A 13,515-nucleotide genomic window follows, 5' to 3' on the forward strand; every position below is an offset into this window, starting at 1 on the left:
GCCCGCCAGCCGAGGAGTTCCGACATGGGAAGCGAACCGTCCCGAGACCTGATCGCGCTCGACGACCCCTACCCGGACCGCGACTACGAGGTGCGGTGCACGACGCCTGAGCTGACCTGCGTGTGCCCCGTGACCGGGCAGCCCGATTACGCCACGGTCGATATCGCGTACATCCCCGATCGCCGCATCGTGGAACTGAAATCGCTCAAGCTCTACCTGTGGAGCTACCGGGACGAGCCGGTCCATCACGAAGCCATCACCAACCGCATCCTCGACGACTTGGTAGCGGCCGTCGCCCCCAAGCAAGCCACGGTCGAGACACGCTGGCTGGTGCGAGGCGGCATCACCACGACGGTCACGGCCCGCCATCCGGCCCAGGCATCGCTGAGCTGAATCGGCGGCACGCCTGACCGAAGGCCATCTGGCGGCCTCAATACACTCGATCCGATGCCATTGTTGGCGCCCGCCGACAGGCGCGTTCTGCGCGAGCTGCTCAGCCGAGGGGGAACGGCCGAGATCGGCGAGATCAGCGCGGCCGTGGCGCTGGACAACCAGACGGTGCAGATGTCGCTCGGCACGCTGCAGCAATCGGGCATCGTGGCGCAGGCCGGCTCCGTGCCCGGGCTGCGGGGAGCGCGCTGGTCGCTCACCCGGCACGGCCATGAAGTGGGGCCGTCCCTGATCGGAAACGACCTTGCCGGCGGCCCCGATGGCCACGAGACAGCCGGTCCGGCCGACCCGGCCGAGGGCTGGGGCTATCCGTGGCGGCCGCCGAAGCCCGAGGCGCCGCTCTATGCAACGGGTCTGAGCCGGCGTGCGCGCCGGGCGGCCGACCGCGCCGTGGTCGGCATTGCGGGGCCGCCGCCCAGGCGCCGTCGTCACGGGCGTCTGGTCGTCGCGATCTTGCTGATCGCTGCCACCATCGGCGTGGGCTTCGTGGCGATGAACGCGTTGCGCGTCACCGAGATCACCGTCTCGGGCATCAACGAAGGTGCGATGCTGCAGCCGGCCAGGCTGGCGGGGACCGTTTTGGAGTTCAGCGTCGACGGCGGCGACGTCACCTCGGCGCAGATGCTGCTCGACGGCTTCCCGGTGAGCGGCGTGCAGCGCTACGACAACCGGATCGTGTGGCCGGTGCCGGAACTGACCGAAGGCGCGCACGTCGTCACGCTTGACGTCGATCGGCGCTTCTTCGGCACGGCAACCGCAGTGGTCACGTTCACGGTGGACGGGACACCTCCAGAGGTGGAACTGCCCAGGGTCTTCGATCCGGTGGCACTGGGCGAGCAGGTGGTGTTGGCCGGTTCCGTCGAGCCTGGCGTGTCCCTGCAGATCGGGGATCAGCAACTCGACACGGCATCGGGCACGTTCAGCCTCACCTTGCCGAGCCCGCCTGGCGGCCCGGTCCCGGTGATCGCCACAGACGCTGCCGGCAACAGCACCGAATTCGATGTGATCGTGCCGATCGGCTACCCGCACACCACCGGAGTTCACGTCAGCGCCGCCGCCTGGGCTCACGACGGACTTCGGTCGGACGTCATCTCACTCATAGAGCAGGGCCGCATCAACACAGTGCAGCTTGACCTCAAGGACGAGGATGGTCGCATCGGCCACCGGACCGAGGTACGGCTGGCCCAGCTGACCGGTGCGTCGAGAGAGCTGTACGACCTGCGGGACGCCATCGACGAGCTGCACGGACTGGGCGTGCGGGTCATCGGGCGCATTGTGGCGTTCCGAGATCCGGCACTGGCCCGATACGCCGTCGCGAATGGCAGCCTCGACTGGGTCCTGCAAACGCCAGACGGGAGTCTCTTGCCGAGCTATGGCGGCTTTACCAACTTCAACAACTCGGTGGTGCGCCAGTACAACTTGGACATTGCAGCCGAGGCGGCCGCGGCCGGCATCGACGACATCATGTGGGATTACATACGCCGTCCTGAAGGCGATCTGAGCGCGATGCGGATTCCCGGTTGGGACGGCGGCGACCCGTCACCGGTCATCGTGAGTTTCTTGGCCGAAGCAGGGAAGATGCTGCGCAGCCATCAAGTGTTCCACGGCGTGGCCGTGTTCGGTATTGCAGCCGACCGGGGTGAGTGGGTGGCGCAGGACATCGGCGCTATGTCCGATCACGTCGACTACGTGGCGCCGATGGTCTACCCATCTCACTGGGGCCGAGGCGAGTATGGCGTGGCCCATCCCGAGGCCCAGCCCTACGACATCACTCGGGCATCGTTGGCTCAATTCCAGAGAGTGCTCAGCGGCACCAACACGGCGGTCGTGCCTTGGCTGCAGGACTTTTCTTTGGCCATCGAGTATGGGCCAGACGAGGTTCGCGCTCAGATCGACGCTGCAGCTGATCTTGGCATCACCGACTGGTTGCTGTGGGACTCGAGAGTTACCTACACAACCGACGGTATCCCGATCACGCATCGCTCGGCGCCTTGACTGGTGGGGCCCTGGTGTGACATGCGGGCCGATATGGCATGCCATGGCGCCGATCCAGCTGAGCTGCGTGAAACATCGCAGACTGTCCCGAGCCCCGGCGAACTCCAAGTGTAGGAATCTGTAGATATACGCATTATCTCGGCATCATGTAGTGTTTTGCTCATTCAGCCATGAGGCCATCGCTCCAAGCGAAGGCCGAAATGAATCGAGGCAAGATGTCGGACAGACTGGTATCGGCGGGCGATGGACTTCCTCCTGCGCCCAATTAGCGCCACAGCAGGAGTGTGTTGAAACGGCTGCGAGGTGCTTTCGTTGCGATTCTCGTTGCCATGTTTGCGCTATTGGCCACGACCGTACCTGCCGGTGCCCATACCGACTACTACTGCGTGTGGGATCCAGATCACTCCCGCAAGGGATGGACATGTGAGGCAGTCATTCATCAACACTGCATTCAGCTGCCTCCGAACGACGCCATTTGCTACTGGCACACATAGGGTGCCCAGATTGGTGCGTAGATCGGGGATCGTCGTCTTTGGTCGCCTGCAACGGAAGCCTCAGATGACCTGTCCGACTTAGTCCCGTCGACACCCGTGGCGAAACGCGAGCCTGTGCGGCTTAGCTGAAGCGTTCGCGCAGCCGGTACTTCTGGATCTTGCCGCTCGGCGTCATCGGGAACTCGTCGACGATGACGAGTTCCTCGGGCCAGAACTGGCGCGTCACCTGTTGGTCGTTCAGAAACTCGGTGAGCTCAGCCAGCGTCGGCGCTTCGCCGATGGGTTGAACGAACGCACAGCCGATCTCGCCGAGTCGTTCATGAGGCTTGGCGACGATCGCGGCAACACCGACAGCTGGGTGCCGCAGCAGGACATCTTCGACTTCCTTGACGGGGACGTTCTCGCCGCCGCGGATCACCAGGTCCTTCGTGCGTCCTGCGATGCTGATGTAGCCGTCGCTGTTCATGACCGCACGGTCGCCGGTGTCGAACCAGCCGTCTGTCCAGAACTGCTCGGTGAACTCCCGCCCGGCCATGTAGCCGGCGAACAGCGCGCTGCCGCGGCACTGCAGGTCGCCCTCGACCTCCAGCACGGCCTGGCCGGCCTCGCCGATCACCCGGACCTCGTTGTCGTCCACGGCCCGGCCGTCGGTGAGCCGTCGCTCGAGCGGGTCGCTGGGCCGGCCCACGGTCAGCAGGCCGGTCTCGGTCATGCCCCAGCCCGGCATCACAACGCAATCGGGCAACAGCTCGAGCGCACGTTCGAGCACCGGGCGAGGGATCGCCGCGCCCGCGCACAGGAATCGCTGCCACGAGGAGAGGTCGTAGCCGGCCAGATCGTCGACGTCGAGCACATCTGCCAGGAACGGCGTCGCACCCATCGACAGCTGGATCCGGTGCTTGCCGATGAGCCCCACGAACTCCGCGGGGTCCCACACGTCCTGCATGACGACGTGGCCGCCCGTGTACAGCGGCAGCCGCATCCCGTAGAGGTAACCGGTCTGGTGGCCCAGGGTGGAGGCCATATGGGTGACGTACGCCTGCGGCGCGCCGGCGCCGGGGTGCGGCTCGAGCCCCACGCACACCGTGTCGAGGAAGGCGTCGACGGCCACCGACAGGATGTTGTGGGTGTGCATGACGCCCTTAGGCAGGCCCGTGGTACCCGAGGTGAACATCATCTCGCACACGTCGTTGGGCCCCGGCCGGCACAGGTCGACCGCGGCGCGGTCGTAGGACGAGAACCGGCCCTCCTCGATCAGGTCCTCCCAGGTGATCGCACCCTCCGGCAGCCACGATTCGTCCCCGCTCGCATCCGACTGCAGGGTTTCGGGGCCGGGCACCACCACCAGCTCGGTGACCCATTCGCAGCGCTCGCGCAGCTCGGCGTGCATTTCGGCGAGCTGGAAGCCCCGGTAGCTGTCGGCGGTGACCACCACCATCGGCCGTCCGAGATCGCTCATCACCGTGAGCTCGTTGTGCCGGAAGATCGGTGCCACCGGGTTCACCACCGCTCCGATGCGGTCGCACGCCACCGCTGTCACCACGAAATGGCGCCAATTTGGCAGCTGCAGCTGGACGACCGTGCCGGGCCGCACGCCGATCTCCAGCAGGCCCTTGCTGGCAGCGTCCACTTCGGTGCCGAGCTGGCCCCAGGTCATGGTGCCGAAGCGATCGGTGATGACCGGCTCGCCGGCCCGCTCGGCCGTCCACCTGTCGATCCGCTCGTCGAGCAGCCGGTTCGGCCATGCTCCCGAAGCGCTGAGCTCCTCGATGCGCTCCGCTGCCAGCGTGGTCTCGAAGAATCGCTTTGCGGACATCGGCGTCCCCTTCGGCGATCAGGCCCGCCCCTCGCGGATGCGTGGCAGCACCTCATCGGCCATGAAACGTTCGCTCTGCTCGATATAGCTCATCGGGGAGGCAGCACTGAGCACGATCGTGCGGGCGCCGGCGTCGATGTATTCGTTCAGGCGCGCCACGCAGCGATCTGGATCGCCGGCGATGGCGTACTTGTGCACCAGTTGGCTGAAATCTTGGGCGTACTGCTTGGACAGCCGCTCTGCCGCGTAGGAGATGGCTGTGTCGTTGTCGGGATGGCAGCAGAAGAAGATGAACAGCCCCGGCGTCACCGGCGTGGGGTTGCCGGCGTCCTCCCGGTAGCGGGCGATGGCCTCATTGGACTCGGCCAGGCGCTCGGGCGTGTACATGTACGGCAGCCAGCCGTCGCCGTACCGTGCCGCCCGCCGCCACGCGGCGTCCTGGCGGCCCGACACCCACACGGGAGGCGGCGATGCCGGCTTGGGCGCGAGCGTCACGCCGGACAGCGTGTTGAAGCGGCCCTCGAAGGTGACGTCGTCCTCGGTCCACAGCCGCTGCATGATCTCGAGCGCCTCGTTGGTCCGGGCGCCGCGCTCGCGTACCGGCACCCCGCAGGCCTCGAACTCCGACGGCATCTCGCCGCCCACGCCCACGCCGAGATGGAAGCGCCCGCCCGAAGCCACATCGAGGGACGCGGCGAGCTTCGCGCACAGCGCCGCCGGATAGAGCGGGATGAGCGTGATGGACGTCATCAGCTTGAGCGTGGTGGTGGCCCCGGCTGCGACCGCCAGCGAGATGAACCCGTTCGACGTCGGCACGTGAAAGAAGACGTGCTCGCCGGTGGTGGCGTAGTCGTAGCCGAGCGCTTCGATCTCCTGGGCCTGGCCGGCGATGTCGTCGCTGCGGCGAATGGCCAGCCCGAACTCGATCTTGCCGTCGGCCGGCATGCTGTCGCTCATGGTGTCCCCCTGTGCTTCCCGCTCATGTGAGCTTCGCTCACGGGCCGCTCGGGCCCGGGGCTTCCCGCTCTTGTTCGCGAGCGAGAACGTAGCCGCGGGTGCTAGGCCAAGGCCGTGAGCACAACAACTGACGCTGCATCCACTGTCCAACCATCCCGCATCGACGCGCTGCTCGACCGCTGCAAGCGCGAGGTGGAATCGGGGCTGCTGCCGAGCTGCCAGGTGGCGGTCGGCTTCGATGGAGAGATCGTTGCGCAGGCCACCTACGGCGATGCCACCGACGAAACCCGCTACTGCATCTTCTCGGCCACCAAGCCATTCGTGGCTTCGACGATGTGGCAGCTCATCAGCGAAGGGGTGGTGGAGCTCGACGCCACCGCGGCCGGCTACGTGCCGGCATTCGGCGAGAACGGCAAGGACCGGATCACCGTTGAGCAGGTGATGCTGCACACCTCGGGCTTCCCGCATGCCCCGCTGAAGCCGCCGGAGTGGGACACCTCGGAGTCCCGGCTGGTGTCCATGGCCAACTGGCGGCTCAACTGGGAGCCCGGCACGCGCTACGAGTACCACCCGACGTCGGCGCACTGGGTGCTCGCCGAGATCATCAACGCAGTCACCGGCAACGACTTCCGCGACGGAGTCCACGACCGGGTCACCGGGCCGCTGGGACTGCCCCAGCTGCTGGGCTTGGCGCCCGACGACCAGGACGGCATCGCAGAACTGATCCTGGTGGGCGAGCCGGCGACGCCCGACGAGCTCGAGGCGACCTTCGGCGTGCGGGAGCTGCCTATGACCGAGGTCACCAACGAGGCGATCCTGCGCTTCAACGAGCCCTCGGTTCGGGAAGTGGGCGTGCCGGGCGGCGGGGGCTTCGGCACCGCTGTGGATCTGGCGCTCTTCTACCAGGGCCTGCTCCACAACCCCGACGAACTCTGGGATCCCGCGATGCTGGCCACGGGCACCGGCGAGGTGCGCAACACCCTGCCTGACCCGATGGGCATGCCCGCCAACCGTTCGATCGGGCTGTTCCTGGCCGGCGACGACGGCATGTCGAACATGCGCGGGCTGGGCCGCACCGTGTCGCCGATGGCATTCGGGCACAACGGCGCCGGCGGGCAGCTGGCCTGGGCCGATCCGGCCACCGGGCTGTCGCTCGGCTACACCACCAACGGCTACGACGAGCACGAGGTGCGCCAGCCCCGCCGCGACACCGCGATCAGCAGCCTCGCGGGTCTCTGCACCACCCCAGACTGACCCCCGTCCTCGACGTGGTAGCAACGGGGGCGATGCGACTCCTGGTACTGCAGCACATCGACTGCGAGCATCCTGGGCGGCTGCGCGACTTCCTGCGGGCCGACGGCGTCGAATGGACCGCCGTCGAGCTCGACGAAGGGGAGCCCATCCCGCCGCTGGAGGACTTCGACGCCATGTGGGTGATGGGCGGCCCGATGGACGTGTGGGACGTAGAGGACTGCCCCTGGCTGGTGCCCGAGAAGCGGGCCATCCGCCGCTGGGTGCGCGAGCTGCAGCGACCGTTCCTCGGGCTCTGCCTGGGGCATCAGCTGCTGGCCGACGCCTTGGGCGGCACGTGCGGGCCGCAGCGCCCGCCCGAGATCGGCGTGCTGGCCGTGGATCTCACGCCGGAGGGCCGCGACGACCCGATCTTCCGCCAGATGAGCGACCGCCAGCACGCGCTGCAGTGGCACTCGGTGCAGGTGGCACAGCCGCCCGACGACGCGGTGGTGCTCGCCAGCTCGCCGGAGTGCCGCGTGCAGGCGATGCGGGTCGGGCCGCGGGCCTGGTCGATGCAATACCACGTCGAGGTGGAGGACGACACGGTGCGGAATTGGGGAGCCATCGACGCCTACCGAGAGGCCCTTGAGTCGACGCTCGGGCCCGGTTCGCTGGACGCGCTGGCCGCTGACGCGGACCGCTGCATGGAGGGCTTCGCCTCTGATGCCGAGCAGCTGTACCGCAACTTCATGGCAGCCGCGTTCGACTGAGCGCTCGCGGCCCGCGGCGGCTGCGTCATCGGCGTCTTCGGCCGGAAGGCCCGTCGCCATCTGCTGGAGCGCACGCCGGGGCTAGTTTCGAGCCGTCATGAACCCGCCTGCCGGCTCCCACAGTCAGGACTCCTCGACGGTCCACGGGGCGCTGTCGGGCTTGCGTGTCGTCGACCTGACGGGAGACGAGGGCCGATTCGGGACGAAGCTGCTGACCGAGTTGGGTGCCGATGTGGTGAGAGTGGGCACGGGCTCGCCGGGCCTGCCGCTGGCAGATCCGGCCTCAGCGGCGCTCGGTGGGGTTGCCGACTGGTGGTACGACGGCGGCAAGCGCCGCTGCCGCCTGGACTTGGGCACCGCCGAGGGTCGAGAGGCGTACCGTCGATTGGCTGCTGCGGCCGACGTGATTGTCGAGACCGAACGCCCTGGCCGGCTGGCCGAGTTGGGCCTCGACTACGCGGACATGAGCGCAGTCAACCCAGCACTGGTGCAGGTGTCGATCACGCCGTTCGGGCGCACCGGCCCGCGAGCACACTGGCTCGGCTCAGACCTGGTGGCCGCCGCCATGGGCGGGATGATGGCGCTCACGGGCCTGGCTGACCGGCCGCTCAACGTGTGGGGCCGTCAGGCGTACAACTACGCGGGCTTCGTCGCAGCGACCTCCGGCGTCGCCGCGGCGACCTCAGCACGCTCGACAGGTCGGGGGGCGCACGTCGACCTGTCCGTTCACGAGACCGTCACCGGTTCCATCGAGAACCTGTTCATGCAGTACTTCTTCGACGACCTGCTGCCCCTGCCCAAGGTGGCCCCGCGCCAGGGCGCTCTGCACTGGCTGCGTGCCTATGACCTCGCCGAGTGCACGGGGGGAGACGGCGGTTACGTCATGATCACGCCCACTCCGACGCCGGACTTGCTGCTGGAGTGGATGATCTCCACCGGGGCCGGCGATGCCGAGAAGTGGCTGGGCCTCGAACCGGCTGAGCTGCTGCTCAGCGTGGACGAGGTGATGGACGCCGTGCGGCGGTGGATCCGGCCCCAGGATGCGCGTGAGGTGTGGTGGGAGGCGCAGGAGCGGCATGTGGCCTTCGGCGGGGTGCTCGACATCGCTGAGGTCTGCGCCAACCCGCAGTTCGCGCACCGGGAGTTCCTCGCCGACGTCCTGCCGCCCGGCGCGGCGGCAGCGAACGGTTCGCGAGTGTCAGATCGTGCTGCATCTGGCCAGCCCGGCCCGGTTCGGGTGCCGAGCCGGCTGGTTCGCTGGAGCGACGCCGGCCGAGCAGGGACAGTCCCGCCGAGTCCGCCGGCCAGTGTCGACACGCCGCTCGACGAGGTGCTCGCGTCGTGGGCGGCGCCGCCCACCGAGGCACGCAATGGCGACACCGGCAGCATGGCTGAAGCAGCGTCGACCGGGAACGACGGCGATCGGCGCCCGCTGGACGGGATCCGTGTGGCGGACTTCACCTGGGTGCTGGCCGGGCCGTCGGCCACGAAGCTGCTCGGCGACCTGGGTGCCGATGTGATCCGCATCCAGAGCGAGGAGCGCTCCACCATCGTCAACTCCCCGGACTTCCCGTATTACTTCGTGTGGAACCGCTCCAAGCGCAGCGCCACGCTGGACATGAAGCATCCTGACGCGCTGGCGGCCGCCCGGCGGCTGATCGAGACCTGCGATGTGCTCATCGAGAACTTCAGTGCAGGGGTGCTCGACTCGTGGGGACTCGACTGGGAAACCGTGCATGAGTGGAATCCGCGGCTCGTCTACGTGACGATGTCGGGCTGCGGCCACGACGGACCGTGGCGGCATGTCATCTCGTACGCGCCGACGGTGCACGCCGTGTGCGGCATCACGCACCTCACCAACTTCGCCGATCGCGGCGACGTCGGCCCGGGCTTCTCGCTGAACGACCACCTGGCCGGCTATGCCGCAGCAGTCTCTACCGTCGGCGCGCTGTATGCCCGTGAGCGCACCGGCGAGGGGCAGCGCATCGACATGGCGCAGCTCGAAGTCGGGACCTACTCGATCGGCGCGGCGGTCATCCGCCAGTCGGCTGGCGTGTCGCCGCCGAGCCCCGAGGGCAACCGCGACGGCATTGCAGACCATGTGCCCAACGAGGTGTATGCGACGGGTGACGGATTCGTGGCCGTCACGGTGACCGAGCCGGCGCAGTGGCTCGGGCTGGTCGGCCTGCTCGCCGATCCCCGGCTGGACGATCCCTCGCTCGCCACCGAGGCGGCCCGGCGGGACCGCAGGTCGATGATCGACGTCGTGCTGGGGGAGTGGGCTGCTGGCCGCACCGCAGCCGAGGCGGCCGACGCCCTGCAGGGCGCAGGTGTGCCGGCGGGGCCGGTGCAGAGCTCCCACCAGCTATTCGCCGACGATCCCCAGCATGCTGCTCGTGCCTTCTGGCAAGCCGTCGATCACGCAGTCTTCGGCGAGCGGACCGTCGACGCATTCGCCGGGTTGTGGAACGGCCAGCGTTGGACGCCCCGCCATCTCAGCCCCGCGTACCTGGGGGAGCACAACTTCGAGGTGTGGGCCGAAACCGGCTACTCGCCGGAGGAGATCGCCGAGGGCATCGGCGACGGCCTGTTCCGCTGAGCCAAGACCCACTCGGCAGATCGCATCCGAAGAATCGGCGGAAGGCCAAAGAATGCCTCCGCCGATGAGTCATCGCGCCTCATGTGTGAATCAAATTGGAGAAGTTGACCCAATCTCTTCATGGGTTATGCTGACCCGTCATCGCCATGGAGGTAGAGCGAATGAGATTCAAGCTACGGGTCGTATGCGGAGTGGCCGTGCTCAGTGCGGTGACGTTGGCCGCTTGGACGGTGTCACCTGCATCGGCTGCCGACGGACCCGCCGTGGGTCAATCGGGGAAGTCGTCCGGCGAACCCATTGTCGCCGGAATAGCGCCAGCTCCAGCGCCGGAGACCAGCGGCGGCGACTTGGACGGCTGGTTGAATCCACGAGGAGGCGCCGGAATAGCGGGTGGTTCGTGGCCCTATCTTGGCTGCCACATCTATGGCAGCAGCGACTACATCCACGATTCTCGTAACCCACCTGGCGATGTTGCAGTCAAAGCCTTCTGGGATGAGTACTCCATTGATGCATGCCCCGATACTGCGTATGTGACAGTTGATCTGGAGGCGTACTACTGTTTCCGCGACTATTCGCACTGCTGGTATGAATCCAAGGGCTCAAGGACTAGCGAAGCTCGACCGGAAGAACGTGTATCGCTACACGTCACGTGTGATCAACCGTCAGTTAGGCAGAGTTGGCGTTCTGTGGTGTCGGTGAAGATTGATGTTCCTGGCTTTCGGGACATTCATGCGGGGCCGACCGAAACGCATCGTGCGGATTTGGACTGCTCGGTTAGTTACTAGGCTCCTAATTGGAAATGGCGAGACACAGGGATGATGGAGTGCACGGTGGTCCACACGCGGTAGCGAAGTTGTTGGTCGTGTGCGAACTTGCTGGTGATGACGACCACGCCGGCGCCGTTGAAGCAGAAGCGGACGCGTCACCCCAAAGCGATGTGGCACACTCGGGCACACAAGCCTCTTTGGCGCAACTAGTGACATCACGTTCCGGTACGCCTCCGTCGAATCCTCAAGTTGTACCGGCAGTCGAAATCGGTGTGAAGGCACGACGCGCGAGCGCTGCAGTCCGTGTCGAGCTATCCGAGTACGTCGTGCTCGATGACGGACAGAAAATACTCATACGTAACGACCGAGGTCTCGGCCTGGGCGAGAATCGGTTCAATATATGGCAGCGCTGGAACGAAGATCGATTGACGCAGTTCATCTGCGAGTACATCGTCGAAGACCACAATGAGAACCTGACGGTCGGCGATTGGATGATGGAACAGTTGGAGCGTTCGCATCAACTAACCATCGACAGAGGTTCCCTGCAGGAAGTCTTGTCCGCGTCGCCGACGGTCGAGTTTGGTAACGAGATTCAGGCAAAGTGGCGAGAACTAGCTGTAGTGCCCATGGACGTTGTTGACGGTTCTGGTCTTGGGATGAGTTGAGCCTCCGTGGCAGTGTGGGGTCTGTTGGGATCCCGTCTGCGAACGGAGGCTCAGTGATCGACAGTAGTGCAGTGGCGGTGCGGCGGGCTGCGCCGCGGCCGAGGCTGTCGCCGCATTCTCGGCTGGTGATGGTGGAGCGGGTGGCGGCTGGCCAGTCCAAGACGGCGGTGGCGGCTCAGATGGGCTGCGCCCGTCAGACGGTGGACAAGTGGGTGAAGCGCTACCAGGCCGAAGGGCGAGCTGGCCTCGAGGACCGGTCGAGCCGGCCCGTCAGCTCGCCGGCCCGCACTCCGGGGCGGGTCGAGCAGAGGATCTGCTCGCTGCGGCGCCGGGAGCGGCTCGGCCCGGCGCGGCTGGCCGCGCGGGTGGGCGTGCCGGCGTCGACGGTGCATCGGGTGCTGGTGCGCCACGGCCTGAACCGGCTGAGCTGGATCGACCGGCCCACCGGTGAGCGGGTGCGCCGCTATGAGAAGGCCCATGCGGGCGAGCTGGTCCATATCGACGTGAAGAAGGTCGCCAAGGTGCCCCCCGGCGGGGGCTGGCGCGTCCACGGCCGCGGCTCGGCCAAGGCCAAGCGCGCCAAGCGCAAACGGCGGGGATACACCTACCTGCATGTCGCTGTGGACGATCACTCCCGCGTCGCCTACGTCGAGGCCCACGACAACGAACGCGCTGTCACCGCGGCGGCGTTCTGGCGCAACGCCCGCGACTGGTTCGACCGGCTCAACGTCGGCATCGACGCCGTCATGACCGACAACGCCAAGAACTTCACGTCCGACAAGTTCGCCGAGGCACTCGCCGAGAACCGCACCAAACACCGGCTCACCCGCCCCTACCGGCCTCAGACCAACGGCAAAGTCGAACGGTTCAACCGCACCATGGCCGAAGAATTCCTCTACAACCACAAATTCCGCTCAGAACCCGACCGCCGCCGACGCCTCCAGAACTGGGTCCACACCTACAATCTCCACCGACACCACACCGCCATCGCAGGCACACCCGCCAGCCGCGTCAACAACCTCTGTGGTCATTACAACTAGCTACCTGATTCTTTGACGGCAGACAAAGTTGCCCTCCAGCTAACTGGTTGTCCAAGGCCCCGGACTGCGCGCTTGGACGCGCCCGGCAGATCACATCCGGCGATCGTCAGCCGGCAGCGATCTCGGCGATGAGGGTCAGCACGGCGTCGGAGGTCTCGCGGTCCTGCTCGATCCGATCTGCGGTCGCAAAGGTGATCTTGCGGGCGACGCGCACGCCGGCGTCGCTCACCGCAGCGATGTGGGCCCGGTCCTGCCCTCGTCGAGGCGGGTCGGTCACCAGCGCCGCAGTGCAGGAGATGCCCGCCAGCGGCCACGGCTCGGTGCCCGGCTTGGGCGTCGAGACCAGGTGCTGTGCCCGGGCCAGGCAACCGTCAGCCATCGCGAGTGCCGCCTCGTCGGATACGTGCGGCTCGAGCTCGGAACCCATCAGCTCGTACAGCGACCTCACCGAATAGGGCACCGACGCCTCCAGGATCGTGCGGGAGCCACCGGGGATCGTCAGCAGGTCGCTTACCGCCAACATGCCGCCGCCGGTGACCGCCAGCACAATCCGCAAGGGCGAGTCATGGATCGCCCGGACAAGAGCCAGTCGCTCGTCAGCTGTCATGTTTCCGCCCTGTTGTGCCTGGCGTTGCCCGCCGTGCCTGCAATCCGGCCTGTTCGTTCGAAAAGGAGCCGTAATCGCTGAATCCAGCGCCGAGTATCGCTGCTAGCCGTCGCATTCGACAC

The 13,515-nt window shown here is 66.8% G+C and carries 10 protein-coding genes; 7 read left to right on the forward strand and 3 right to left on the reverse strand.

What is annotated here, in order from left to right; translation table 11 throughout:
- The first annotated feature begins 24 nt into the window (after positions 1 to 24).
- Both queF and ACOGI5_RS07125 read left to right on the forward strand, forming a co-directional pair.
- On the forward strand, positions 25 to 393 hold the full coding sequence (queF, locus tag ACOGI5_RS07120; protein ID WP_419863727.1) for a preQ(1) synthase: 369 nt from the start codon (positions 25 to 27) through the stop codon (positions 391 to 393).
- A gap of 54 nt (positions 394 to 447) precedes the next feature.
- Positions 448 to 2,445 (forward strand): putative glycoside hydrolase, encoded by a 1,998-nt coding sequence (locus ACOGI5_RS07125; RefSeq protein WP_419863728.1) that lies wholly within the window; start codon positions 448 to 450, stop codon positions 2,443 to 2,445.
- A gap of 615 nt (positions 2,446 to 3,060) precedes the next feature.
- Here the strand turns inward: ACOGI5_RS07125 and ACOGI5_RS07130 are convergent.
- Together ACOGI5_RS07130 and ACOGI5_RS07135 are read right to left on the reverse strand one after the other, a co-directional pair.
- Positions 3,061 to 4,755 carry an AMP-binding protein gene (locus tag ACOGI5_RS07130; RefSeq protein ID WP_419863729.1) on the reverse strand — a complete coding sequence of 565 codons (1,695 nt, stop codon included), beginning with the start codon at positions 4,753 to 4,755 and terminating at the stop codon, positions 3,061 to 3,063.
- Positions 4,756 to 4,773: 18 nt separating this feature from the next.
- Positions 4,774 to 5,712: an LLM class flavin-dependent oxidoreductase gene (locus ACOGI5_RS07135; RefSeq protein WP_419863730.1), complete on the reverse strand. Its 939-nt coding sequence runs from the start codon at positions 5,710 to 5,712 to the stop codon at positions 4,774 to 4,776.
- Positions 5,713 to 5,826: 114 nt separating this feature from the next.
- Between ACOGI5_RS07135 and ACOGI5_RS07140 the strand changes: the two genes are divergently transcribed.
- The 5 genes from ACOGI5_RS07140 to ACOGI5_RS07160 all read left to right on the forward strand — a co-directional run bounded on the left by ACOGI5_RS07140 (position 5,827) and on the right by ACOGI5_RS07160 (position 12,786).
- Entirely contained in the window at positions 5,827 to 6,966 is a 1,140-nt protein-coding gene (locus ACOGI5_RS07140; protein WP_419863731.1) for a serine hydrolase domain-containing protein, read from the forward strand.
- A 32-nt stretch (positions 6,967 to 6,998) separates the two neighbouring features.
- On the forward strand, positions 6,999 to 7,715 hold the full coding sequence (locus ACOGI5_RS07145) for a type 1 glutamine amidotransferase (RefSeq protein ID WP_419863732.1): 717 nt from the start codon (positions 6,999 to 7,001) through the stop codon (positions 7,713 to 7,715).
- Positions 7,716 to 7,812: 97 nt separating this feature from the next.
- A complete protein-coding gene (locus ACOGI5_RS07150; RefSeq protein ID WP_419863733.1) occupies positions 7,813 to 10,314 on the forward strand; it encodes a CoA transferase in 2,502 nt (833 codons plus the stop codon).
- 823 nt (positions 10,315 to 11,137) lie between these two features.
- On the forward strand, positions 11,138 to 11,746 hold the full coding sequence (locus tag ACOGI5_RS07155) for a hypothetical protein (RefSeq protein ID WP_419863734.1): 609 nt from the start codon (positions 11,138 to 11,140) through the stop codon (positions 11,744 to 11,746).
- Positions 11,747 to 11,823: 77 nt separating this feature from the next.
- Positions 11,824 to 12,786, forward strand: a complete 963-nt coding sequence (locus tag ACOGI5_RS07160) for an IS481 family transposase (protein WP_419865454.1) — start codon at positions 11,824 to 11,826, stop codon at positions 12,784 to 12,786.
- 106 nt (positions 12,787 to 12,892) lie between these two features.
- Here ACOGI5_RS07160 and ACOGI5_RS07165 read toward each other — a convergent pair whose 3' ends face one another.
- Complete coding sequence (locus ACOGI5_RS07165) at positions 12,893 to 13,393, reverse strand: hypothetical protein (protein ID WP_419863735.1); 501 nt, start codon at positions 13,391 to 13,393, stop codon at positions 12,893 to 12,895.
- Between the last annotated feature and the right edge of the window lie 122 nt (positions 13,394 to 13,515).

It is taken from the genome of Candidatus Poriferisodalis sp. (assembly GCF_965208925.1).
Taxonomy (GTDB): domain Bacteria; phylum Actinomycetota; class Acidimicrobiia; order Acidimicrobiales; family Poriferisodalaceae; genus Poriferisodalis.

Coding starts and splice junctions, on each gene's coding strand:
- queF (WP_419863727.1), top strand. CDS start 25: ATGGGAAGCGAACCGTCCCGAGACCTGATCGCGCTCGACGACCCCTAC.
- ACOGI5_RS07125 (WP_419863728.1), top strand. CDS start 448: ATGCCATTGTTGGCGCCCGCCGACAGGCGCGTTCTGCGCGAGCTGCTC.
- ACOGI5_RS07130 (WP_419863729.1), bottom strand. CDS start 4,755: ATGTCCGCAAAGCGATTCTTCGAGACCACGCTGGCAGCGGAGCGCATC.
- ACOGI5_RS07135 (WP_419863730.1), bottom strand. CDS start 5,712: ATGAGCGACAGCATGCCGGCCGACGGCAAGATCGAGTTCGGGCTGGCC.
- ACOGI5_RS07145 (WP_419863732.1), top strand. CDS start 6,999: ATGCGACTCCTGGTACTGCAGCACATCGACTGCGAGCATCCTGGGCGG.
- ACOGI5_RS07150 (WP_419863733.1), top strand. CDS start 7,813: ATGAACCCGCCTGCCGGCTCCCACAGTCAGGACTCCTCGACGGTCCAC.
- ACOGI5_RS07165 (WP_419863735.1), bottom strand. CDS start 13,393: ATGACAGCTGACGAGCGACTGGCTCTTGTCCGGGCGATCCATGACTCG.